Genomic DNA, 24,266 nt, shown 5'->3' with positions numbered 1-24,266 from the left:
GGAAGCGGTGTAATTCCGCTTCCATACTGATTTACCTACGTCTTGCTACAATGAATAACATTGAAAGCATTCCGAAGAACACAGTAGTCGGTGCAGATACAACGCTAGCTCCCAGTAGCGTGCCATCTGATAGCTGCACTATGTAGCCAATATCTGCAAACGATGCCAGCGTAATGTCACTGACAAAGGCATTACTGGATAAGTAACCTGTCATAATTTCGCCAGAACCTGCCTCCCAATTTTCATCCCAGTGAGCATCCGCCGTACCACTGCCACCATCTAACTCGATAGGAATGTATCCGTCGTTAGTGTTAAATGTGTCTTCGTAAATACTTACAGCGTAAGCACCAGTATATTCTCCACTACCGTCGGTATAGATATCTTGAAACAGCCCTGACAAACCGAAGCGATCTGCATTCCAGAGTGTACCGAAACCAATAACATGGGCCATTTCGTGTAAAATTACATCGTAGAGCGTACCGTTGTTATTGAGACGACTAACATCTGCCGAGTCAAAGTTCATGAAACCGTCTGTCGCGTAAAGATAGTCACTAGTTGCTGACTCTGCAGAAGCTCGAAAGTTGGTAGCACTACCTAATATACCGAAGTTTCCATCGATAGCTGTAACTTCGGCGTCGATGACAAGGTTAATATCAATATTGTCCTGAGTACCAATTAACACTGATTCCCAAAAGTCTACAGCATCGTTGAAAACGGATTGATAGATGGCGTCTACGTTGTCAGTACCATCACCATCTGAGTCGTAATCAAGACTAATACTGAACAGCCCCGCGTTTGCTTGCAGTGGGATCAGCAGTGCAGTCACGAGGCAAAGAATGAGGCGTTTATACATTTTAATTCTATAAATAATGAGAATGCGTCGGACAACTATGCAAGATTTACACCTGTGTAACAAATGCTAAGAAAAACAAAAGGTAAAAACATGAATGGTTACTTATATAGGTAACTGTAAAGTTAATTGACACTTAATTGAGCCTTAAGCATTCGTTGCTTATTTTACGTATTCTAAAGACAGCTACGGGCTAGTTGTTGAACAACGATAATTGTCTTTCCATTATTTCATCGAAGCTTGTGTTCAACAACGGCAATATGCTGTCTGCAATGGGCGCGATTTGCTTTTCTATGTAATGTTGATAGTCAATTTTTGCTGAGATAAGGTCAATAGGTTGTGCCCCTGCCATGGTGATAACGTACTTCACCGTCGAGCCTTTTCCATAGCGTTTGCTATTCAGTGATTGCCTGTTAACTTGATTGCCATGCTTCGCTGCTTTTACATGGGGCGGCATAGTTTTGATGTATGACTCAACGGGTTTTCTCAACCGTTTAGCGTAAGCGAGATCCTCGTCTAATCTGCCTGCTAGTAAGTCATGGGTCGTTTGCTTGATAAACTCACCAACGGGTTGATTAGTAAACACCTTTTCATAAAGCTTGTACTGAAAATCTTTCGCAAGACGAGTCCAATCGGAGCGTACATTTTCTAATCCTTTAAATACTAATTTATGGCTATTATCGCGCACTACTAGGCCAGCATACCGCTTTTTACTTCCTACAGATGACCCTCGTATTGTGGGCATAAAAAACTTATCAAAGTGTTGTTCAAATTCAATTTCCAAGAAACAATCTACGTTGAATACACTTTGTAATTCTTTTTTCCAAAATACGTTAATTTGTTCCGCTAAATATTCACCTGTCTCTTTTGGCGATCCCAGCTTAGTGTTATTACCAATGTGAACAAAGGTAGAATCAGTATCACCGTATATGACGCTATATCCCTTTGACTCTATCCACTCTGCGGTTCTCTGCATGATCTCGTGTCCGCGTAAAGTAATAGAACTTGCTAATCTAGTGTCGTAAAGAGGACAGCCACCGCTTCCGAGTACACCATAAAATGAATTCATAAGAATCTTGATGGCTTGAGATCTGGCAGTGTCGCCTGCTTTCTTTGCTTCATCTCGAGCGTTCCAAAGATCGGCGATGATCTTAGGTAGAAAGTTAATATCACGACTAAAGTATGCACCTTTGAAGCCCTCTACGGCACTTTCTTTATCAATCAAACCCTCTGCTAGCCCTACGGGATCAATCTTAAAAGTGCGTATTATCGAGGGATACAGGCTCTTGAAATCCAAAACGAGAACATTGTCATAAAGCCCGGGAAGCGAGCGCATAACATAGCCACCTGGGCTAGCAAGACCGCCGTTTTCTGGTCGTACACCACTTACATAATTGGCTCGATGCATATGGGGAAGGTACACATTGAGAAATGCTGCTACTGAGCCTCCGGGTCGACCGAGGTCCAAGCCTGTTAATGTACCCCTCAGCCTTAAAAAGTCGATGAACTTGGTAGTCGTTGCAATATCATTAACTAAGTCGCAGTCTTTAATGTTGTACATGGCTAATTGGATAGGATCATCAACGTACATTGCTTTGATAGCTTCTAGTTTATTTTCAGATTGAATAAGCTTGCTGTCTTTCAATAACTCGTTAGCTACACTGTCCAATGCAAAACTATCGAACTGATAGGTCATTGTTTTTAATGATTCAATACCATCTACTATGGCTCTACCCGGTATTTCAACTAGGGTTTGAGTTTCCCATTCCCTGACATTCAACTCTGCGTTTTCTCGCCCCAGCTTTAGCCTTAGGCCGTTAGCTTTTGCTCGTCGATGCAACACAGAAAAATCGAACTGCTTTATGTTCCAACCTAAAATAATGTCAGGGTCTAGCGCTGCAATACCAGTCTCTAAAGCCTTCAAAAGAGACGTTTCGTCATCCAAGATTTTCAGCTCAAAGGCTTTATCATCATTAAGTATCGTTTGGGAATGCAAGTGGGCGTGCGATGAGTGACGAACAAAATAGACAATACGTGTATCGGTTGTTGCTAACGCTATACTGTATAAGTTCTCTAGTTCATCACACTCTATATCCAGACTAACGGTCGTAAATGATGGCGAATAAACTGCAGGACGCACCTTAGCATTATCGATTATTTTCGTATTAGATGAGGGACATAAAAACTCTAAACTACCATAAATAAACCTCTCCATTAAGAATCGGTCTGCCAATCGAACGTCTGCCTCATACAGGGTAATGTTGTTATCTTCAGCTAGATTTCTGAGTAAACGATGCTCGACTTCGGTGTGAGTTTTTAAGGTTGATACCGCTACTTGTTCTAATGTTTTAATGTCATCGTCAAATACATCAATGTGCAATGCCGTTTTTTGTGCAAGGTATTGAAGATTTTCCACCTGTTCTGAAGCGACAAAACACGTGGGTCTTTGTTTTTCAGAGAGCAACCGAAAAGGGCCGTCGTCTGTTACGACCCAAAGTTCAACAAACAGATCTTGGGAGTGCTGAATGACCCTTTTACTGAGGACATAGCCTTGCTTAATCACGCGTAGGTTTACTCATATTGTTCACATTGATTTTGTGTATAGATAAACATTAAACAGATGAGTTTGTTATTTCATTTGCAGAGGTATAAAACGTTGAAGTATATCAGCCTACAGGTGGGAATGTATGCATTACCCCGATCTACCGTTACCCGATGAAGGAAATTGGACAGTAGTTGCTCCCGGCGTTTACTGGGTTAGGATGCCGTTGCCTTTCGAACTCGATCATATCAATCTGTATTTACTCGAAGATTCCAATGGGTGGTATATCGTCGATACGGGGTTGGGTACCAGTAAAACGAAAGCACTTTGGGACCAAATCATTGGACGCTTGGAAAAGCCTGTTGTTGGGGTTGTGGTAACACATCTACACCCAGACCATATAGGGTTGGCGGGGTGGCTTACTGAAAAATATAGAGTACCGCTATATATTTCCCAATTGGAATACTTTATGGCGAGGAGTTTGGTTGCTGGAAGAAACGGCGCTTCATCATTACCAGACAAGATTTATTTTGAACGAGCAGGATTACCGCCAGAACACATAGAGATGCTAACATCTGGTGGAAAAGGATTCGGCAGTGTTGTCACCCCAGTTCCTGTTGCTTATCAAAGATTACGGCAAGGTTCGTGTTTGAGCATAAACGGAAATACTTGGAAGGTCATGATAGGTCGAGGTCACTCTCCTGAACATGCGTGTTTGTATTGCGAAAAACTGAATGTATTAATTTCTGGCGATCATATTTTGCCATCAATTACACCAAATATAGGTGTTTATTCCACTGAGCCGGAAGGAAACACACTAAAAGACTACCTTGATACTCTACCTGTCTTTGCTGAACTGCCCCCAGACACACTCGTGCTACCTGCACATAAACAACCTTTTATAGGTATACAGCAAAGGGTGTCAGAATTAATTAATCATCATCACGAACAGTTGCGTTGTTTACTTGAAGCATGTGAGATACCGTCTTGCGTTATGTCACTGTTACCCGTGTTATTCAAACGAGAGTTAAACGTAAGAACACAGATGTTTGCGATTGCTGAATGCATGTCACATTTAAATTATTTATTGGCTGAAGGAAAGTTAACGAGAAGTGTGGGTGAAGACAATAAGTATTACTACAAAAGCAGAGTGTGACGTTTTGCTGCCACACTCTACTGATGACTTTTGATTTGCTAGCTGTTTTGCGTTTTGTACATAGTTTCTAGCGCTTCAGGAATAGCATCAACATAACGTTGAACGTCGGAGATGCGTCCCATACTTACACGAGACCAGTTAGTGTAGTCTCTGTAAATACCTCTGATGAGCACACCTTTGTCTGCCATTGCTTGGCGGAATGCATCAGCATTACCATCACCCAGGTTCACGAAGATGAAATTAGTCGATGATTCCAGCGCTGTTAATCCGTTAACTTTCAAGGCATCCATGACCATGCCTTTCGCCTCGATTATTTTATCTTTGGTGAAGGTTAAAAATGGGAAGTCATCGTAACTAGCGATGGCCGCCGCTAATCCAGCTTGGTTGAGTGTGTAACCACCCATACCGTAGTTGTTGATCCACTGAGTATTTTCTTCAGATGCAATCATATAGCCCACACGCAGACCCGCTAATCCGTAGATTTTCGAGAATGTTCTAGCAACAATCACATTATGACCTGCTTTTACCAGTGGGATCATAGAATGTTTAGGTGGATCATCTGTTAGCTCATTGTAAGCTTCGTCAACAAGTACCAGTGTTTTCTTCGATGCTTTGATACAGAACTCTTTGAGTTTAACCGGATCTAACACCGTACCTGTAGGGTTGTTAGGGTTGGTAACGTGAACCATACCAATAGTGTCATCTATTGCCGCATACATTGCGTCTAGGTCTATGCCTAAATCAGCAGTGTTGGGTACGCGTACAATTTCCGGTGCACCTTGCTTTTCGGGCGCACGAGAAGTGGTATCCCAAAAAAGATCAGGTCCTAGAATTTTACCTTTCTTGCTTGCAGCCAGCGCAGCATATGAAAGAATTGGGCTAGAACCGGAACTCAAAGAAATATTTTTGCGAGTAATGCCGTGTCGCTCAGCTATCATATCAAGTAGTGACATGGCTGCTGGGTAGGCGTAATAAGCGCCACCTTGCGAAACTGCGGTAGCAATTGCCTCTAACGCTTTTGGACTTGGACCAAATGGGTTTTCGTTAGCGTTGAGTTTGGCAACGCCGGGTGCCGGACCGTAGCGAACATCACTCGCAGCCGCGGGAGCTGCTTGCAACCCCGCACTTGTCATTAATCCAGAGGCACCAACAGCAGATGCGGCTAGACTACCACCTAGAAATATTCTTCTTGAAGGGTTATGTGTCATGGTTATTTCCTTTCGTTATACGTAGCACCGCATCAAAACACTTTGTTGAACATGGTTGCAGATACAATGACTAAGTAGACGCCAAAGAGGCGCTTAAGTTTTTTCTCGCTGAAGTTATGCGCCATTTTTGCCCCAATCGGCGCTGTCATTATTGAGCCAATGCTTATCGCAATTAGCGAGGGCATATTGATATATCCAATTGTTCCGAAGGGTAAAACTGCAGTTTCAGAGTGCTTCATAAATAAGAACCCTATCGCTCCAGGTAAACCAATCAGGAAGCCTACGCCAGCTGCGGTTGCCACAGCTTGTTGAATCGTTCTTCTACACATCACCATAGTGATTACCGTTGGTGTACCACCACCAATGCCTAGCAGGGCAGAGAACCCGCCCAAGACGAAGGCAAGTACGGCTTTTCCTGCGCCTGTTGGCATATTTAGTGATAGACCTGGTCTGTGTACGATGTCTGGGAATAGAAAGTAAATTGAGTACAGTGCAACGCCTGCGGCAAACACGATAGTTAGCCCAGATGCGCTGGTAGTATTCGCGATGTAAAGTCCACCAAACACACCGAGAACTATCCATATGCTCCATGATTTCAGAACTTCAAAATCTACTGCTCCTTTTGCTTTGTGAGCAATAACAGAGCGAACGCTAGACACAACAATGGAAGCTAAGGAGGTACCGATTGCGACTTTTACAAGTTCTTCTGATTGTGGGGTAAAGAATGGAAATACCGCAGTGAGTGCTGGAACGACGACGAATCCGCCACCATTACCAAATAGTCCAGCAGTTATACCTGCGATAGCACCAGTAATACACAAGGTTAATACGAACAAGAGCAGTTCTATTTCCATAACTGACTCACCTTAGTAACAACTACCGAAAACATGAATACACCTTTTAAATTTATTAAATCAAACCCCAGAAACGCCGACACCGGCGTAAACCGGTGTCTTTGTTTTATATACGTTTTTTTAGAAGTTTGCCGTTAAGCGGGCGTAGTAAAAACCACCTTGCCAATCAACGATTGAGTCAGAGCGGTAAATACGACCACAACATGCTTCACCAATGGTGTCTTCATCTGGATAGTTGTCAAACAAGTTACGTACACCTGCGGATAACGTTAACGTTTCGTTGATGTAATACGTACCTTCTAGGTCAAATATAAACTCAGAGCCAAACTCTTGAATTTCGCTCACGGTACCACCACCATCAGCATTCTCATAACCACCGTAGTAGTTTAGACGTGCCAACACCGAGAAATCATCATAAGAGTGTTTCACTGAGAATACGCCGCGTGTTTCAGGGTTTGCATTTTCGAAATCAAATTGAGCTTCGGCGTTGAAAAGATCCTCATCTACAGCGCCGTCAAATTTATTTGTGCCGTAGTTCATTGACGCCGTAAACACTGTATCGCCGTACGTAGATTCCATGCTGTAGGTTGCAACAACATCTACACCTTGAGTAATAGAGTCAAACGCATTGGTGAAGTAGAAAACACCACCGATAGAGTTAGCGCCGTCAACCCCTGCATCAACGAGCGCAAGGTATCTTGAATATGCGTCACCACTATCTGGGTCAGTTGAAACATCTAATGTAGAGATAGCGTTGAAGCGATCTTCTAAGGCGATGCGGTAGTAATCGATTGTTAACGTTAGGTCATCTATTTCAGCAGTCAAACCAAACGTAATGTTAGTTGATGTTTCTGGCTTGAGGTCGGTTGCACCTAGTGCTTGCGCTACTGCACCACTTGCTGGGAATAAACCTGTTGCTACAGGGAAACCATTTGGTAAACGTGTAGAAATATTTGTAGTACCTTGCTGACCTGGTGTAGGTGCACGGAACCCAGTACCATAAGAACCACGAAGAGCGACTTCTTCGGTTAATGTGTAGATACCAGCAACTTTGTATACAAGCTCTGAACCCATGTCTGAGTAATCTTCGTAACGGACAGCGGCTTGAGCGAAGAAGTCTTCAGTAATGTCACCAGAAACATCGCCGTAAATCGCAACTGAGTCACGTGAGTAAGTACCCACAGCCAGAGGACCATATCCTGGGAAGCCGTTGGAGCCAACACCTACAGTACGATAAACAGGATCGTTAGCGTCATCACAGTCTAATCCGTTAGCAATTGCAGTTGCCAGTTGAGCGTCAGTGGCTAAACCAAATCCATAGGCATCTTCTCTAGAACACAGACCGAAAGGGTCTTGGTAAGCGTGCGGTCCGTCAGAATACGACGCCTCGTCTCCAGGGCTTATCTCATAAGACTCATCCATATAGCTAAGACCGAAGGCAAAAATGTATTCAGAAAGGTCGTAGGTAAAGTCAGCTTGGATTTGGAATTCGTCATTGGCCAAGGAACCAGGTTTAAATGATGTTGGAGACGCAGAGCCCAAAGACGGGTTAACAGTGTTACTTAAGGTGTAGTCGATTTCGTTGTATCCATAACGAGCGCTAAGATCATATCCCAAATCACCACTCATACCTTTAAGGCCGGTAGCGAAAGAGTAATCGGTAATTTCACCGAAAAAGCGCGGTGTAAAACCACCAGGGAATTTATCTAGCGGGCTATAAATAGTGCCGTCTATTTCACGAAGGTCTTCGATTGTGCCGTTACCTGGGTAACGATAGAAGAAAGAGCCATCACCTTCACTCTCCATGTAGTTACCGTAGGCATACAATTCCATATCACTACCTAGGGCATAACCCGCGTTGAAGAAGGTCTTAACTGCAGAATAGTTGGGTTGTCCCCACGGTTGCACCACGTCGCCAAAGCCAATGTTCGCGCTCGCTAAACCGGCGATAAATTCATCTTCATCATAGGCGGCTAGCGTTGTATCAAAACTACCACCTGAAAGGAAACGAGGGTCATTTGGATCTACACACGCCCAGCTTTCACAGTACTGTTCACCGCGAAGAGTGGCATCGGTTTCATTGATCTCCGCTGAAATACTCAACCAACCATCGTCACCAAGGGTAAAGCCTTTGTTACCGCTGATATTATAAGATGTGCCGTCGCCTTCATAATACTGACCCATATCGACTGTAACAGTACCGCCCTCTGCGTTATTTTTCAGCTGAAAGTTGATAACCCCAGCAATCGCATCAGAACCGTATTGCGCGGCAGCACCGTCTCGCAGTACCTCAACACTACCAAGCGCTGAAGCGGGAATTGTAGCTAAGTCAGGACCTTGAGTACCTGAACCGCCGATTTGAACGAGTGCTGCACGGTGACGGCGTTTACCGTTCACAAGTACGAGTGTTTTGTCAGTAGGTAGGCCACGTAACTGTGCTGGACGAATAAACGTGCCACCATCAGAAATTGGCTGACGGCTTAGTGTGTACGAAGGAACCAAAGTCATCATGATGTCGTTCATGTCTGCCGAGGCAACTGCGGCTAGGTCCTCAGCACTTAATACGTCAACCGGAACCGGTGAGCTGGTTACCGAGCGAGGTGCACCACGGGCACCAACAACGGCGATTTTTTCAACATTAGCTTCGTCAGGAGTTTCTGTTTCTTGCGCAAATGCTACAGGCACTGCACACGACAAGGATAAACCGGTAAGAACCGATGCTATGGCGGTGTAAAGTTTGTTTTTCTTCATGGGTGTTCCCTAATACGTGCAATTTAGATTTTTGTTTTCCAGTGTATTGCGAGGGTTGTGTCTCGCCGGCGTTCATGGCGCACACAAGCACTACCTTGATGCAATCTGCACCTTATTGTTGGAGTTATGGAAGTACCTATGCTCCTGTTCAGGCTAAAAAGTCTTGAGCGCCAGCGGAAGAAAAAAGAATATTTAGGGGTATAAGGAAAATGTTGACCCTGTGGTCAGTGCCTTAATTTTATTGGGTTTTTGAAATTTTTTAGAAAAATTAAAAAAAATTACGCGTTGTTTGTTTACAAAATGGTCACATTAAAACTTTTAAATTTTAAATTCAGTGGCATGTAACTTGCTGATTTTATTTTTTATTCTCTAAATTTCAGTGATTAATTAGCGGCTAGCAAAGTATTCACAATTTAATGAGGGGCATGGGGCGTGAATTCGAAGCAATTGCAGTATTTTCTTACGACGGTGCACAAAGGCAGCATCGCTTCTGCAGCAAGAGAAATGGACATTGCACAACCTGCAGTAAGCCAACAACTGGCAACACTTGAGCGAGAGATGGGCGCAAAGCTTCTGGAAAGAAGCTTTTCGGGTGTATCTCTTACTCCCGCTGGTGAAGTCTTTTTTAGTCACGCAACTAATCTTATAGAAGCGATGAACCTAGCAAAGTCAGCGATGCAACCTTTCTGGGCACAAAAAACTGGCGTGGTGAAAGTTGCTATGTTGCCGTCGATTGGCAATGTACTCTCAATGCCTCTCATTGAGGAGGTTAATCAGCAAGGTGCTAAATTGAAGTTAGAAATCAGCACTGGGCCGTCATATTCTGTCAAGGGGTGGTTAGAGAGCAAACAGGTCGATATTGCTCTTACTTACGAACAAGATATTGATTCTCGTTTTATGACCGTAACGCCACTCATCAACGAGGACCTTCATTTGGTCTATTCCCCAAACGCAATCAGTGAAGGATACGACGTTTTGCATGGACGAGAGCAAATTGCTTTTTGGGAATTGAGCCAGTTGCCGTTACTTTCTCCTGGGACAAAAGATGCACTAGGTAAGCTCATTGCTCAATATGAGACATCCACTGGCGTCAGTCTTAAACATGATAAGGCATACTCGGGACAGTTAATGACTGGGTTGCGCCAAGTGATGCAAGGGGAAGGTGTCATGATATTGCCATCATCCGCTGTTTTTCACCTCGAAGAGGCTGGCTTGTTAAAATCGATTAGAATTATCGAACCTCAAATGCAAAGGCTTGTTATTGCCGCAACTAACAAGACATCTCCTTTGGGTGATTCTGTGCTAAGAATGCTAAGAATTATTCAGACAACGGTGAAAAAGGAACAGGCGCTTTCGCACTGGAGAGGTTCGCTATCTGCCATAAATACAGCCTCAATGAGCGGACTAGCGACGGGGTAACACCTACTTTAGTTCTGCTACACGCTTTGTCTAGGATAAGTTTCTCATCGCAAGATTGATCGCTTAGCTTATCGATCACTTTTTTTAATGAAAAATTCCTATCACCTTCATTCAATTTATTCACTGTCGAATTTTACGCCCTAGGTCTATCTTTGTGTTCAAGCCAACGTTATCAAAATGTTAACGAAGCGGTTGGTCAGGTCGTGCTTTTTTGTACGTACCACACAGACAACTAACATAGGACACAACAATGACGAGTATTAAAAAAACCGTAGTAGCCAGTGCTATCGCCATGTTGCTTGGTGCAACGGGTGCAATAGCTAACGATGAAATAAGTAAACCATCCGGTGCAGTGGGTAGTGGAAATGTTCAACCATTCCAAGCTAAATCCAACCAATTCTGGTGGCCTAATCAACTCGATCTCTCTCCGCTTCGTGACCATGATGCTCGCTCTAACCCTCTTGGAGAGGACTTCAACTACGCAGAAGCCTTTGCCAGCCTTGACCTAGACGCTGTGAAAGCAGACTTGAATACACTGCTAACCACATCTCAAGATTGGTGGCCAGCAGACTATGGTAACTATGGACCTTTCTTTATTCGTTTGTCATGGCACAGTGCTGGTACTTACCGCACGTTAGACGGCCGCGGTGGTGGTGACGGTGGACAAATGCGATTCGACCCGCTCAACAGTTGGCCAGACAACGGCAACCTCGATAAAGCTAAACGCCTGCTTTGGCCTCTTAAGCAAAAATACGGGAAAGCGTTATCATGGGGTGACCTAATGATTCTAGCTGGTACTGTTGGCATGGAGAATATGGGCTTTGATACCTACGGTTTTGCCGGTGGTCGAACTGACGATTGGGAACCTGACCTAGTGTATTGGGGCCCTGAGGTTGAAATGCTTGCGAGTGATCGCGAAGAACGTGACGGCAAGCTGCAACGTCCATTAGGCGCAACCCATATGGGACTTATTTATGTAAATCCCGAAGGCCCACGTGGTGTGCCTGACCCGGCAGGTTCGGCAAAGAATATTCGTATTGCGTTTGGCAGAATGGCAATGAATGACGAAGAAACCGTTGCACTTATCGCTGGTGGACACACCTTTGGTAAAATGCATGGCGCTCACAAACCATCTGATTGTGTAGGTGTAGAGCCAGGTGGCGCACCGCTCGAAGAACAAGGTTTAGGCTGGAAAAATACCTGTGGTAAAGGCCACTCTGAAGACACAGTAACCAGTGGCTTAGAAGGGGCATGGACACAGCTTCCCACCCGCTGGACAAGTCTTTATTTGCAAAACTTACTTGGATTCGAGTGGCAACAAACACGTAGCCCAGCAGGTGCTATTCAATGGATCCCTACAGACGAATCACTGCATCAATCAGTGCCAGACGCTCATATCGATGGCAAGTTCCACGCGCCTGTAATGACCACGGCTGACCTTGCTTTAAAAGCCGACCCCGCTTATCGCGCGATTGCTGAACGTTTCCTGGCAGATCCACAGGAATATCAAACGGCATTTGCGAAAGCATGGTTTAAGCTAACTCACCGAGACATGGGGCCTAAGAGTCGCTACTTGGGCAATGATGTTCCGTCTGAGCATTTCATCTGGCAAGATCCAGTACCTGCAGTAGACTACGAGCTTGTGTCTGACAGCGATGTTGCATCTCTCAAGCGCACTATTCTTGATACTGGGGTATCGGTACAAGACTTGGTGAAAACTGCCTGGGGCGCAGCGGCGAGTTTTAGAGCCTCTGATTTACGTGGTGGTGCTAATGGTGCACGTATTGCGCTCGCTCCACAGATGGATTGGGCGGTAAATGAGCCTGAAACAGTGGCGAAAGTCGTTGCCAAACTCAAAGCAATTCAACAAGATTTCAATCAGAGTACGTCTGGTAACAAGCAAGTATCTCTGGCAGATTTAATTGTACTTGGCGGTGCTGCAGCTATCGAGAAAGCTGCTGCAGATGCGGGTGTCGAAGTGACTGTACCTTTTGTCGCTGGGAGAGGTGATGCAACACAAGCACAAACCGACGTAAATTCATTTGGATTACTTGAGCCAAAAGCTGATGCTTTCCGAAACTACTACAACGAGGCTGAAAGCTATCGCTCGCCTGCAGAAATGTTAGTTGATAAAGCAGATCAGCTAAACCTAACAGTACCAGAGATGACAGTATTGCTTGGTGGCATGAGAGCATTAAACGTCAATACTAACGGTGTTGAACACGGTGTATTTACTCAATCACCTGGAACGTTGAGCAACGATTTCTTCCTGAACTTACTTGATATGGCGATCCAGTGGAGAAAAACAGACCAAGCGGGCATTTACGAAGGTGTTGAACGCAGCACAGGTAAAGTGTTGTACACGGGGACACCAGTAGATCTTATTTTTGGTTCAAACAGTGAGTTGCGTGCGGTAGCAGAAGTTTATGCTTACGACGATGCAAAAGAGCAGTTTGTCGCTGACTTCGTTAACGCATGGACCAAAGTAATGACACTAGATCGCTTTGATTTACGCCATGACTTAAACGCTGATTTGAACTAATTCTGCAATTTGGTAAGTCAGTAAGCGTCGGAATAGCTTAGCTATCCGGCGCTTTTTTATTTACTCTAAAAATCGAACTAAGGTAGACTGAATCCTTTTGTAATAAGTATTTTAATACTTGCTCTATTGGTTCCACAGGTAATTCAAGACTCAGGGCTCTGCTATGTCTCCTCTCCAACGACATCTTATCAATTTAGAAATGATTGCGGATGATATCAGTATGTTGGATGAATCTGAGTTGATGAGTGATGAACATCTGCAACTCCTCAAACGTTATAAATCTGAGCTGGCTACGTTAAACGAGCTAGCATCATCAGAAACCGAGTCTGCGTTTAAATCATTGATTCAAAAATCCGTACTGAGCACGCTTGTTGACTCTAGGCAAATGTTACTTATCCACCTCAAACTCATTGAGTATATTCAGACGTTTACAACCGCTGACGCAAAGATTCAGTCTATTCTCACCACGCGCTTTGACAGCAACTCCGACAAGTACCTAGAGCTTCTACAGACGAAAGCGATTAGGGCGAAGTCACAGCTAAAAACTGTAGCAATGGCAATGGGAAAAGTGGACTACGAGAAGTTCACACAGTTCTTGTCACTCAACCAAGATGAATGGCTTTGGGATGTACTAAAGGCAAGGTACTAACGCTAAAAATAGTAGATTTTCGTTTTGGTAGTCATATTGGTTGATTTTTTGGTTTTCAAAATGGTTGACAATTCGATTGTGTGGTAATACATTTGGTCATACAAAACGTGTGTCACGTTTTATCGCTAAACACGATGTTTTCGATGTAAAAGAACTCAAGGAATAAAAACAACACTACTCACCGAGTACCCTAGTAAGTAACAGGCTTCTTATGAAGCCTGTTTTGCTTTATGCGTATTGCGAATTGTTGAGGTGAGTAATAATGGCTACTTAGCGGGGGCAAGTTTTAAGGTGTCAAACACTGAAGCATCCTTGTACCCCAAGTTTTTATCCCCGTTAACTGGAGTGATGGGGTGTGAGCCAATGAAGTGTTCTCTGTTCTTACCGTCTGCGTCACAATATGCCAGCATAAAACCCAACGCCATGGATTCCTTTAATGCAAGTGGCTCGGCGTTTTCACCATATGTGTAATCATCACCGTAAATAAGAATTTCTGCTTCCCATACTACTGAGTAGGGGGGGATTGGTTGTCGTGTCCATCGACTGGTGACGTGATCGTTAAACAACATCGGTTTTACCTGACCACTGGCATCGGGGCCTATATCAACAACTTGATTGTCTAATGCCAAATGGTAAGCAAAGGCATTGTAATTTTCAGTGTGGTCGCCTCCAGATTTATCCGCATCGACAAAAATCTCTAAACAATCCTCATCCCAGTAACTCTCGACCGGGTTTGGGTAAGTATCGCTTAAGTGGTCGTCGTTTATTTCTGCGCGAAGGTAAATAGCGCTTTCCGTCCACGCTAGTTGATATCTCCCTGAAAAGTCTTCAGGTGCTAATTCTCCACCAATGAGTACTTGATCGATTGAATACCAAGGGCTGTCTGGCCACTCAGAAGCAGATATTGTACCGTCGATAACTGGTGTTTTATCTGTAAAAAGTGCTACATCCGCATGAGCTGTGGCTGTGAATATTAAACCACTACACAGTCCGATTGTGATTAATTTCATCGATTATCTCCATACTAGTTGTACATAGTGCTTTTACACTTAGAGTGCCATCTAATGTGACAACATCCTCTTCCGATCCTGGCTTTTCCAAAGTGTTAAGTTGACTTTCTAACAGCGCAGGAGGGAAAAAGTGGCTTTCTCGGCTTTCGAGGCGTTGTTGAAGTACATCCTTTGGTAAGTCCAAAAACAAGAAGAGCGAGTTACTTACCGATGATCGCAGTAACGAGCGATGAGCTCGTTTTAAGCAAGACACAGCAAGTACTGTGGTGTTACCTTCTGACTCAGAATCTCGAAGTATATCCTTCAATCGATTCAACCATGGCGCTCGCTGTTCCTCAGTTAGAGGGATACCAGCTTCCATGCACTCTTTTGCTTCTTGTGAATGGACATCATCCGCATCGATAAAATTACAATTTAATTCGTGGGCAATCGCTTGTCCTAGACTTGTTTTTCCACAGCCACTGGGGCCTATTACCAATATTTGAGTCCCTAATTTATTCATGAGAAGAACACTTTTATAACCGATTCAGTTTTAGGTAGTGGATTTGATAAGGTCGCAGATTCTCCGTCTGCTTCCCAACAATTCTCTTTTGTGGCGTCATGCCTAATATATTTAATGCGGTAGCAATGGCCTCTAAATACTCGTGTAACACTTATTTTTGTCCACTCAGAGGGTAATTGTGGCGAAACATATAGGCCGTCACTGCCACCTCTTAAGCCTAGTAGCCCTTCAATGACACAATGGTAAAACCAAGCAATGGTACCAGTATTGAACAAGTGACTAGAGCGCCCTGCCGTGTGGGGGTATTGATAGTAGGCTCCTCGGTAATAATTTGGCAGATAAACGGGTAATTGCCCACGTTGTGCAACGTCATCTGATGAAGGGATCATGTGTTTCAATACGTCGAAGGCTAGGTCGTTTTGCTGTTGACGATACAGGCCTGCAGCATAGAAGGCTGCGGCGTGATTATAAACCGAACCGTTTTCAGAAACTCCCGGTGACTTTTGCGTAAGCCTACCAATGTCTTCGTGCATTTTGGTGTAGGAGGGCGCCAGCATCATTGGGCCATAAGGCGTGGTCAGATTTTCTTTCACCGCTTTGTTCAACAATGCCACTCGGTCGGAGGAGAGTGTAAGACTAAGCATGGCCCAACCTTGCGCGTTAAGATAAATCTTTCCTTCTTCATCGGCATGAGTACCAAATGGACGACCTTTATCAGTGATACCTCGAGCATACCATTCGCCAATCCAAAAGTGCTCCTCAACTGCACTATTAAGTTCACGGGATTTTGCTGACCATAGCTCGGCATCTTCATCTCGACCTAGTTGAGCACAAATGGATGACCAGCTCGATAACGCTCGGCTGGTGGCCATAGTTAACCAAGCTGATACCCCTTTGCCATCTTTGCCCACCATGTTCATTGGATCGCACCAATCTCCTTCTTTGATAAGACTGAGCCCTCTGTGGTCTAGATTTTCCAGCAAGTGTGACATTGCCCGTGATAAATGGGTGTAGACAGTGGCAGTTTCCTCGCTGTTGCCAAAACCAACCGAGTAGTTGAGGAAATCCGTATCATTGGTCTCACGCAAGTACACCTCGATAAACCAAATTAGCCACACGTTATGATCTGAATGGGGCACTTGATTGATATACTTCAACGTCGCCTCTTCGTGCAACAGAATGCCGTCAGGCATAGCGCCGTTTGTGTGTTGCTGAGAGAGAGCGATAACAAAGTGTTTCTTTGCATCATCAGGGGCCAAGTAGATTAACCCCATACTGTCTTGTAAGAAATTACGTGTTTGGGGATCAGTGGTTAGGCGATGCATTTGTCCGTGATAGGCCAATTGTCTTGGGAGCCACCGGTTAACCATATCGTCAAAGGCTTCATCGGGCGTGTTGATAGCGACGGTGGGAGGCACATCTTTCGTGATATCAACCCGTTGGTTGGTAAAGTCAAAATTCAGTTGAGCTTCAATGTCTTCTACTTTATTTACCGCCCCAAATTTCCATCGAAAACAGTCTGATGCATTGGCATCGAGCTGAGTTTTGTATTGGAAAATACCTACTGGGAATTCGTAGTTAGCGATCTTATTGTTTAAGCGATCACTTTTGAGCCCCTCTGGATTTGCCAGGTGCCCTTCGCCAATAAAGCTCTTGTAGTTACATGTCCAACTATACGGTGGAGTATCACTCGCAAAGTACGTGATATCCTTCAAGTGACGTACTTTTTCGTAGTCTTTGGTTTTTTGATAAGGTGTTACCGAGGTAGCAACAATACTGTTTAAGTCACTGTCGTAGTAAGCGGATTGATTCATCCAGCTCAAATAGCCAATAGAGAACATTGGGACTATCTCAATGGATACTGGCGCTGAATTTGTATTCTCTATGCCCAGTTGCCAGTGCTCGGCAACACTTTCACCTAAACTTAATTCTATAAAGAATTTCACACCATATTGGTGTATCTCCCAAGCTAATCTGTCTTTGCCATGAATAAATTGAAAGGAATTTAAGGGCGCTCGCACTGGTTCATAGGGCAACGAAAATAGCGGCTTATCATCAATTTTGACGTAAAAGAAACGGCCGGGGTGCTCACTGTGATAATGATGCTCGGGTTGCATGAAAGTGGTTGCTTCCAGCGAAGGCCCTTTACTGTACTTAGCGGGCTCAGGTTGCATATGTTGAGCATTTGCATAGCCACGACAATTCATTTGAATCATCATATGACGATTCCACAAAAAGCCACAGGCGTCCGGCAGTGAAGTGGGGCTATTGAGCCTCACTTCGTGTTTGTCAGAAACAATGTCGAAAATAGAGGAGCTAGGTGTCATATTGGCCTTCTAATTTGCGCTTTGCCAAGTCAGATTGTACTTTTTCAAGCTGAGCTGATGACAATGGATAAAAGTGAATACATGCAGCTGCCGCCAAAGCAAATACGCCGGGGATGACTGTCATCAGTAAAATGATGCCGTGCTGAGACTCCGGAGACTGGGTCATGTTTGGCATATATCCCATACTTCCCAATACCATACCGATAATGTATCCCGCTAACGCTCCACCGAGCTTTTGTGAAAACGCTGCGGCAGAAAATACCATAGCGGTTGAGCGTCGATTCGTGCGCCATTCAGAATAGTCTGCAGTATCGGCATACATAGAAAACACCAAGGGCGATTTAGGTCCAAGACACAAGCCAATCAACCCTTGAATAGCGAAATGAAGGGTCACCTGCTCTTTACCTACAAAATATTGGGCACAGGCTAAAACAGCGACTACGACCATTAAACCAATGAGTAACACACGTTTGTCGAAGAAGCGTGTGAGTAGGGGAGTGCTAGCTGCCCCAACCGCAAGCGATATCATGTAAAGGGTCATGTAGTTGCTGATCAGGTCTTCTCTTTCCAAGAAATATTTGAGGTAAAAGGTACCTGAACTCGCCCGAATCGAAATGGTCAGCATAATGACTAACGCGAGCACAAATAGTACTAGCCAGGGCTTATTACTCAGTAGATCTTTGATATCTCTAAAAGGTGAATGAGATTGCGGGGCAATAGCATGCACTCTCTCTTTACACGCGGCGAAACACAGGGTGTACATTATCAGTGCGATAGTGCCGTACACCACAAGTGTGAGCTGCCAACCTCTCTCAACATCGCCATTGCCTAACCATTCCACTAACGAAGGGGTAAAGTAAGCAACAATGGTCCCGCCACTGAATGCACCAATAAAACGAAAGCTACTTAATGTGGTTCGTTGTTGAGTGTCACCTGTCATGATACCCATCATTGCGCCATAAGGTACGTTGATAAAGGTATAGGCAAGCATCATGGCAATATAGGTCAGATAAGCCCATATGACTTTTCCTGAATCACCTAAGTCAGGCACGGTGAAAGTGAGAACACCCGCAGCGAGTAAGGGAATTCCTCCCCAAAGCAAGTACGGGCGGAATTTACCCCAGCGCGTATTCGTTCTATCAGCTAGTGCACCCATGAACGGATCAGAAAACGCGTCAACAAGCCTAGCCGCAAGCATCATGGTACCAACGGTTGCTGCGGGAATACCAAAAACGTCGGTGTAAAAAATGAAAAGAAACACATCAAACAGACGCCAGTAAAGATTACTTGCAGTATCACCTAGTGCGTACGCTACTTTTTCCTTCACCGATAGCACAGCGTTTTGTGAATTTGACTGAATATTCATAATTGCTCTTTTATTGGAAGCGGTTCCAATTTAATCTATACAAAGAAGCAAATATGATCAACAATTAATTAACAATGGTGTTTGATAAAACTCTACCTTTCCCTAGTGGCCTAATTTTGTTGACTTGGTATAGATGAGTAAATTTGGTAATGTGACTGTAAGTATTAATTTGATGTTACAGTAAAATATTGGAAGCGCTTTTTTAATGTCTACAATCTATCAAGTTGCAAAATTGGCAGGGTGTGCTGTTTCTACGGTTTCTCGGGTGTTAAATGATCACCCGAATGTTTCGGCAAAAACCAAAGAGAAAGTGCATTATGCCATGAATCAGCTTAATTATCGCCCAAATACTATCGCGAAGTCTTTGGCCTCACAGCGCTCAGATTGCGTGGGTGTTTTGGTGAGTGAACTTCACAGTGGATTCTTTGGAACCCTTACCGGGGCTGTCGAAACACAGCTGCGCGCGCACAAGAAGCATATTATCGTTACCGCAGGTCATGGAGATGCATCACTGGAAAAAGACGGTATTGAATTTCTGATTGATAGGAACTGCGATGCATTGGTTCTGCATGTGGAAGCGGTGAGTGATGAATACCTTGCTGAGCTTTGTCGAGGGAAAACTCCAGTAGTCATTTTAAACCGTGAACTGCCGACATGCCCTGAGCACTGTATAAGCCTTGATAACGAACAAGGCGGATTTGCTGCGACACAAGCTGTGATTGCCAGAGGGCATAAAAATATCGCCTATATCAGTGGCCCAATGAGAAAACATGATGCCAGGGAGCGCTGGGACGGTCATTGTAAAGCATTACAGCAGTCAGGTATTGCCTACGACCCATCGTTAGTGGTGGAGGCCAAATTTACTCAAGATAGCGGTGCTGAAGCATTTGCCGTGCTACTTCAGCGCAAGGTGAACTTTTCGGCCGTTGTTTGTGGTAACGATGAAATTGCTTGTGGGGTAATGTCTGCTGCTCGTGACGCCGGTATCTCACTGCCCAATGAGCTGTCTATTGTCGGGTTCGATAACACCAATATTGCGTCATACACCTATCCCAAATTAGCCAGCGTTGACTATCCAATTTTTGAAATGGGCCAAGCTGCAGGCCGCAAGATTCTCAATGAGGTTTACGACATCAACACCGCTGAAAAGGACAGTGCGTTTGAGCCTACCTTTATCGATAGAGCGTCGCTACAACCTCTGAATTAATTACCAACAAGCCCGTGAGACTGAGCTAAGGAACTAAAGATGAAAAAACTCGCGATATTTTTACTGATGATTTTCTCATGGTCTGTCGTTGCCGAGGATAGCGCATGGTGGTCAGAGCCCTACCCGTCGACGTTCGACGTTTCGACATTGAAACCTCAACAACACATTACCGTGAGTGGGACAGAGTTTGTTGATGAAAATCATCAAACGTTTGAGTTCAAAGGCGTGAGTATTGCTGACCCTGATAAACTCAGACAGCAGGGTAAGTGGTCAAAGGAAATATTCGAAGAAGTGGCCGAGTGGGGGGCAAATACCATTCGTCTCCCCATTCATCCGGGGGCGTGGAAGAGTGTAGGAAAAAGCGATTATTTTAAAATGTTGGACGAGGCTGTGGTCTGGGCGAATGCGCTTGATTTATACCTTATCGTTGACTGGCACTCTATTGGTAATATGCAGGCGGACCTGTATCAACATCCAATGTATAACACCTCATTTAACGAGACTTTACAGTTCTGGCAGCAGGTTGCTTTTAGATATCAAGATGTTCCTACAATGGCAGTGTATGAATTGTTTAACGAGCCTACTAATGACTTTATAGGTAATGGTAACAATAGCTTGGGTAGAGCAGATTGGAGTGTTTGGCGTGACATGATGGAAGACGTTATAGATCTTGTTCGCAGCTATGACACCAAAGTTATTCCTTTAGTGGCTGGTTTCAATTGGGCCTATGATTTGTCGCCAGTTAAGCAAATGCCAATTCAGCGAGAGAATATCGCTTACGCTATTCACCCTTATCCACAAAAAGCAAAGCCAAAAGAGCAGACTACCGAAAACTTCTTTATGCTTTGGCAACAGCAATGGGGTTTTGTAGCAAGCCGAGCGCCCATGATTGCTACTGAGTTGGGATGGTCTCACGAGTCTGCACCTGGAGCTCATGTTCCTACTATTAACAACGATGGTACTTATGGCCCCCGTATTATGGACTTTATGACACAGCGAGGCATTTCTTGGATAGCCTGGGTTTTCGACCCAGAATGGTCGCCGCAAATGATTTCCAATTGGGAATATGAACCTACCGAGCAAGGCGTGTTCTTTAAACAAGTATTTCAAGGGGAATACAAGCCGACTGTTGATTAATACAATCGTCATCTTGAAGCTGTAAGTTATTGAATGTATGTTGGTTGATCTGCATCAATAAATTTTAGCTGTAGTGTGATCTAATGGTGTGTTCGATTGGGCGTGCCATTTGATTGCACTTAACTACACGGTAGAGTGGTGAGTAATATAGAAATTTTTCAATCTGTTGAAGAATATCAACACATGTTTGTTGGTGTTGACATGGATGCTATTCAATTAAAACGTGGAAATTTCATTAATCGTCATCAGGTAATGGTGTTGCCTAACCTTTGGGTCGGCTATCGCAACACTCAAAATGCCGTATCACATCACGCTTGCAACGAACCAGATCACTATTATTTGATAATACCCTTCGATGCCGTAGAGCTCTATGTGGACGGCAAACTGATCATAGATAACAAACTCTTCTTTATTAGCCCAAATGAAGAGACCTTTAGCTGGTTCCCTCACTATTCTGAAACCTTAACCTTCTGTTTCAATACTACGGCTATGAAGCAACATTTCGATGCCGACGAAATTGCCAAGATCAACATACAAGCTAGGGCGTTGCGAAATGGTGATTTACCCTTGCACAAACTCAATGAATTTAAGCGTTTTGTTCGGCACTACTTTAAGAAGTTAAGCCTGAAGAGTGGAGATATGTCACCTGTTGAAAAACAACAATTTGAGTTTATGTTTTTTAACGCACTGAGAGAGCTTTTTTCAGACATCTTGTGCTCCAATGCTTCTATGAGTGTGAATACTCGTCGAGATACGGTATCGCGTGCTATTGAATACATTGGTGAGTATTCTGACCAGCGGGCGCTTCCTATTACTGAACTCGCCAAGGCGAGTTGTTGTTCAATAAGAACATTGGAATATGCATTCAAGTCAATGCTGGGTGTACTGCCAAAATCATACCTCACTCACCGAAAAGTGAATGAGGTACGGCAAACTATACTGTCCGGGAGTTTTGATTCACTCACGGGGGTGTTCGAGCATTTTAACATTACTCATCCCGGACGATTTTCTGCGCAATATTCTCAACAGTTTGGTGAATCGCCCTCTGTTTCGCTCAAAAGAGTGACTGGAAACAACTAAATCTCATCATCGAAGAGTTCTGTACTAAAATAGCGCTCGGCGGTGTCTGCTAGTATTGTCACTATGTTTTTCCCAGTATTTTCAGCTCTTTGACTAATTTGTACCGCAGCTTTTAACGCAGCACCTGAAGATATACCCACAGGGAGACTTTCTTTACGCGCCAACAAGCGTGCAAATTCAATGGCCTGATCATCTTCAATAGCAATGACTTCATCTAGTAGGGATGTTTTTAATACATCTGGCACATGGCCAGAGCTCAGCCCCTGAATTTTGTGTACACCAGCGTACCCTTTAGTCAGCACTGGGCATGATGCAGGCTCCACCCCAATCACTTGAATCTTGGGGTTGTATTCTCTCAATGTACTGGCTATGCCAGTAATCGTTCCGCCTGTACCAATACCTGCAACGATAATGTCGACATTGCCTTGTGTATCTCGCCAAATCTCTTTCGCTGTGCCATTGGCGTGCATGAGAGGATTTGCCTGATTAGCAAACTGGTCAAGCATGACCGCGTGTTTATTCTGCGCAATCAGCGTTTTCGCGTGGTCAATTGCCCCTTTCGTTCCTAGGGCTTTTGGTGTGGTGACAACCTTTGCACCATAGAGTTTGATGAGTTTTCGACGCTCGATTGACATATGTTCTGGAATTACGATGGTTAGCGGTATGCCTTTCATCGCACAGTACCAAGCACATGCAACACCATTGTTGCCAGATGTTGCTTCGATTATCTCGGTGCTATCAGTAAAAACGTCCGATGCTATCAATGCATCAATCATTGCCATTGCTGGACGGTCTTTAATAGAGCCTGCGGGGTTAAAGTACTCGACTTTTGCAAGAATATTAGCGTTGAGTGAGAAGTCACGCTTTATTCTAGAAAGCCTTACCAAGGGAGTGTTACCAATGGTTTGGGTAATGTCATCGTAGATAAAGCCTTGTGTATCGAGTTGTTTTAATGCTGTCATGTGAGTCAATGCCAATAGTGAATCTTGACCTCTATTTTGGCAGGGAAGCTTTGAAAAAAAGTTACCAATTTTTATACAAATTCAACTCGGTGAGGTATATTTTTCTATAGAATTTTAATTTTGTGGAAAATTAATCTTGGATTCGACAGACAAAGCTATTCTTAGACTATTGCAAAGTGATTGCACCTTGTCGGTAAGTGAAATTGCGGAACGAGTATCATTAACCACGACACCCTGCTGGAAGCGTATTCAGAGAATGGAACAAAAGGGGATCATTGAAAAGCGAGTTACCTTGGTGAATCCAGAGGCACTAGGCTTAACTATGACAGTCTTTGTACTGGTGAAAACCGGCAGTCATGACTTTGAATGGCTTAATGGATTCGCCAATCAAACTGCAGAGTTTGAAGAGGTGGTTGAAATTTACCGTATGAGTGGTGTTTACGATTATATGCTAAAGGTGATTGTGAGCGATATGAAAGCGTTTGACGATTTCTACAAAAAGCTCGTGTCTCAAGTTAGCCTTGTTGAGGTAACGTCGAGTTTCGCGATGGAACAAATTAAATACACAACTGCGTTGCCGGTAAAGTAGAAGGCGGTTTCCTGTATGCAAGATCGGTGTTAACATGCGCGCCGATTTAAACGTCTGTTTGTAGGCAGTTGGCTAATTGATAACATAGCTGTCTGCCAAGCCGCATTTTACCTAC

Annotated in this window: 18 protein-coding genes; 8 read left to right on the top strand and 10 right to left on the bottom strand. The window is 44.1% G+C overall.

The window, feature by feature from the left end; all coding sequences use genetic code 11:
* Positions 1-31 precede the first annotated feature (31 nt).
* Both EYS00_RS15035 and EYS00_RS15030 read right to left on the bottom strand, forming a co-directional pair.
* Positions 32-853: a leishmanolysin-related zinc metalloendopeptidase gene (locus EYS00_RS15035; protein ID WP_130638054.1), complete on the bottom strand. Its 822-nt coding sequence runs from the start codon at positions 851-853 to the stop codon at positions 32-34.
* Between the two features lie 190 nt (positions 854-1,043).
* Positions 1,044-3,413, bottom strand: coding sequence for a DNA polymerase II (locus tag EYS00_RS15030; protein ID WP_242618787.1), 2,370 nt, complete (start codon positions 3,411-3,413; stop codon positions 1,044-1,046).
* A 124-nt stretch (positions 3,414-3,537) separates the two neighbouring features.
* Between EYS00_RS15030 and EYS00_RS15025 the strand changes: the two genes are divergently transcribed.
* Complete coding sequence (locus tag EYS00_RS15025; protein ID WP_130638052.1) at positions 3,538-4,548, top strand: MBL fold metallo-hydrolase; 1,011 nt, start codon at positions 3,538-3,540, stop codon at positions 4,546-4,548.
* A 38-nt stretch (positions 4,549-4,586) separates the two neighbouring features.
* Here the strand turns inward: EYS00_RS15025 and EYS00_RS15020 are convergent, their stop codons facing one another.
* From EYS00_RS15020 to EYS00_RS15010, 3 genes are all read right to left on the bottom strand, one after another.
* Positions 4,587-5,756: a histidinol-phosphate transaminase gene (locus EYS00_RS15020; RefSeq protein ID WP_130638050.1), complete on the bottom strand. Its 1,170-nt coding sequence runs from the start codon at positions 5,754-5,756 to the stop codon at positions 4,587-4,589.
* Between the two features lie 32 nt (positions 5,757-5,788).
* Positions 5,789-6,610: a sulfite exporter TauE/SafE family protein gene (locus EYS00_RS15015; protein WP_130638048.1), complete on the bottom strand. Its 822-nt coding sequence runs from the start codon at positions 6,608-6,610 to the stop codon at positions 5,789-5,791.
* Positions 6,611-6,730: 120 nt separating this feature from the next.
* A complete protein-coding gene (locus EYS00_RS15010; protein ID WP_130638046.1) occupies positions 6,731-9,361 on the bottom strand; it encodes a TonB-dependent siderophore receptor in 2,631 nt (876 codons plus the stop codon).
* Between the two features lie 432 nt (positions 9,362-9,793).
* On the opposite strand from EYS00_RS15010, the gene EYS00_RS15005 reads away from it, so the two are divergent.
* From EYS00_RS15005 to EYS00_RS14995, 3 genes are all read left to right on the top strand, one after another.
* Complete coding sequence (locus tag EYS00_RS15005) at positions 9,794-10,780, top strand: LysR family transcriptional regulator (protein WP_130638044.1); 987 nt, start codon at positions 9,794-9,796, stop codon at positions 10,778-10,780.
* A 292-nt stretch (positions 10,781-11,072) separates the two neighbouring features.
* Positions 11,073-13,322: a catalase/peroxidase HPI gene (katG, locus tag EYS00_RS15000; protein ID WP_373995576.1), complete on the top strand. Its 2,250-nt coding sequence runs from the start codon at positions 11,073-11,075 to the stop codon at positions 13,320-13,322.
* A gap of 163 nt (positions 13,323-13,485) precedes the next feature.
* Entirely contained in the window at positions 13,486-13,971 is a 486-nt protein-coding gene (locus EYS00_RS14995; RefSeq protein ID WP_130638040.1) for a hypothetical protein, read from the top strand.
* Between the two features lie 266 nt (positions 13,972-14,237).
* On the opposite strand, the gene EYS00_RS14990 is transcribed toward EYS00_RS14995, so the two are convergent.
* Genes EYS00_RS14990 through EYS00_RS14975 form a run of 4 tightly spaced genes read right to left on the bottom strand, consistent with a single transcriptional unit; the run spans position 14,238 to position 19,176 of the window.
* Entirely contained in the window at positions 14,238-14,981 is a 744-nt protein-coding gene (locus EYS00_RS14990; RefSeq protein ID WP_130638038.1) for a sugar-binding protein, read from the bottom strand.
* Complete coding sequence (locus EYS00_RS14985) at positions 14,953-15,483, bottom strand: gluconokinase (protein ID WP_130638036.1); 531 nt, start codon at positions 15,481-15,483, stop codon at positions 14,953-14,955. Before EYS00_RS14985 ends, EYS00_RS14990 begins: the two co-directional genes overlap by 29 nt.
* On the bottom strand, positions 15,480-17,810 hold the full coding sequence (locus EYS00_RS14980) for a GH36-type glycosyl hydrolase domain-containing protein (RefSeq protein ID WP_130638034.1): 2,331 nt from the start codon (positions 17,808-17,810) through the stop codon (positions 15,480-15,482). Before EYS00_RS14980 ends, EYS00_RS14985 begins: the two co-directional genes overlap by 4 nt.
* Positions 17,800-19,176: an MFS transporter gene (locus tag EYS00_RS14975; RefSeq protein WP_130638032.1), complete on the bottom strand. Its 1,377-nt coding sequence runs from the start codon at positions 19,174-19,176 to the stop codon at positions 17,800-17,802. Before EYS00_RS14975 ends, EYS00_RS14980 begins: the two co-directional genes overlap by 11 nt.
* A 205-nt stretch (positions 19,177-19,381) precedes the next feature.
* Here EYS00_RS14975 and EYS00_RS14970 point away from each other — a divergent pair, with 205 nt between their 5' ends.
* From EYS00_RS14970 to EYS00_RS14960, 3 genes are all read left to right on the top strand, one after another.
* The gene (locus EYS00_RS14970; protein WP_130638030.1) at positions 19,382-20,383 is read left to right on the top strand and encodes a LacI family DNA-binding transcriptional regulator; all 1,002 of its coding nucleotides are present in this window, start codon (positions 19,382-19,384) and stop codon (positions 20,381-20,383) included.
* 39 nt (positions 20,384-20,422) lie between these two features.
* Complete coding sequence (locus EYS00_RS14965; protein WP_130638028.1) at positions 20,423-21,520, top strand: glycoside hydrolase family 5 protein; 1,098 nt, start codon at positions 20,423-20,425, stop codon at positions 21,518-21,520.
* 138 nt (positions 21,521-21,658) lie between these two features.
* Complete coding sequence (locus EYS00_RS14960; RefSeq protein ID WP_130638026.1) at positions 21,659-22,600, top strand: helix-turn-helix domain-containing protein; 942 nt, start codon at positions 21,659-21,661, stop codon at positions 22,598-22,600.
* Here EYS00_RS14960 and cysK read toward each other — a convergent pair.
* Positions 22,597-23,562, bottom strand: coding sequence for a cysteine synthase A (gene cysK, locus EYS00_RS14955; protein WP_130638024.1), 966 nt, complete (start codon positions 23,560-23,562; stop codon positions 22,597-22,599). The genes EYS00_RS14960 and cysK overlap by 4 nt on opposite strands.
* 136 nt (positions 23,563-23,698) lie before the next feature.
* On the opposite strand from cysK, the gene EYS00_RS14950 reads away from it, so the two are divergent.
* The gene (locus EYS00_RS14950; protein ID WP_130638022.1) at positions 23,699-24,151 is read left to right on the top strand and encodes an Lrp/AsnC family transcriptional regulator; all 453 of its coding nucleotides are present in this window, start codon (positions 23,699-23,701) and stop codon (positions 24,149-24,151) included.
* The last annotated feature ends 115 nt before the right edge of the window (positions 24,152-24,266 follow it).

Origin of the sequence: Alteromonas sp. KUL49 (genome assembly GCF_006538345.1) — a bacterium.
In the GTDB taxonomy this organism is placed as follows: Bacteria; Pseudomonadota; Gammaproteobacteria; order Enterobacterales; family Alteromonadaceae; genus Alteromonas.
This window is presented reverse-complemented; position numbering and strand designations above follow the sequence as displayed.

Excerpts from the sequence above, each read along its gene's own strand:
- EYS00_RS15035 (WP_130638054.1), bottom strand. The coding sequence starts at position 853 with ATGTATAAACGCCTCATTCTTTGCCTCGTGACTGCACTGCTGATCCCA.
- EYS00_RS15025 (WP_130638052.1), top strand. The coding sequence starts at position 3,538 with ATGCATTACCCCGATCTACCGTTACCCGATGAAGGAAATTGGACAGTA.
- EYS00_RS15020 (WP_130638050.1), bottom strand. The coding sequence starts at position 5,756 with ATGACACATAACCCTTCAAGAAGAATATTTCTAGGTGGTAGTCTAGCC.
- EYS00_RS15015 (WP_130638048.1), bottom strand. The coding sequence starts at position 6,610 with ATGGAAATAGAACTGCTCTTGTTCGTATTAACCTTGTGTATTACTGGT.
- EYS00_RS15010 (WP_130638046.1), bottom strand. The coding sequence starts at position 9,361 with ATGAAGAAAAACAAACTTTACACCGCCATAGCATCGGTTCTTACCGGT.
- katG (WP_373995576.1), top strand. The coding sequence starts at position 11,073 with ATGTTGCTTGGTGCAACGGGTGCAATAGCTAACGATGAAATAAGTAAA.
- EYS00_RS14995 (WP_130638040.1), top strand. The coding sequence starts at position 13,486 with ATGTCTCCTCTCCAACGACATCTTATCAATTTAGAAATGATTGCGGAT.
- EYS00_RS14990 (WP_130638038.1), bottom strand. The coding sequence starts at position 14,981 with ATGAAATTAATCACAATCGGACTGTGTAGTGGTTTAATATTCACAGCC.
- EYS00_RS14985 (WP_130638036.1), bottom strand. The coding sequence starts at position 15,483 with ATGAATAAATTAGGGACTCAAATATTGGTAATAGGCCCCAGTGGCTGT.
- EYS00_RS14980 (WP_130638034.1), bottom strand. The coding sequence starts at position 17,810 with ATGACACCTAGCTCCTCTATTTTCGACATTGTTTCTGACAAACACGAA.
- EYS00_RS14975 (WP_130638032.1), bottom strand. The coding sequence starts at position 19,176 with ATGAATATTCAGTCAAATTCACAAAACGCTGTGCTATCGGTGAAGGAA.
- EYS00_RS14970 (WP_130638030.1), top strand. The coding sequence starts at position 19,382 with ATGTCTACAATCTATCAAGTTGCAAAATTGGCAGGGTGTGCTGTTTCT.
- EYS00_RS14965 (WP_130638028.1), top strand. The coding sequence starts at position 20,423 with ATGAAAAAACTCGCGATATTTTTACTGATGATTTTCTCATGGTCTGTC.
- cysK (WP_130638024.1), bottom strand. The coding sequence starts at position 23,562 with ATGACAGCATTAAAACAACTCGATACACAAGGCTTTATCTACGATGAC.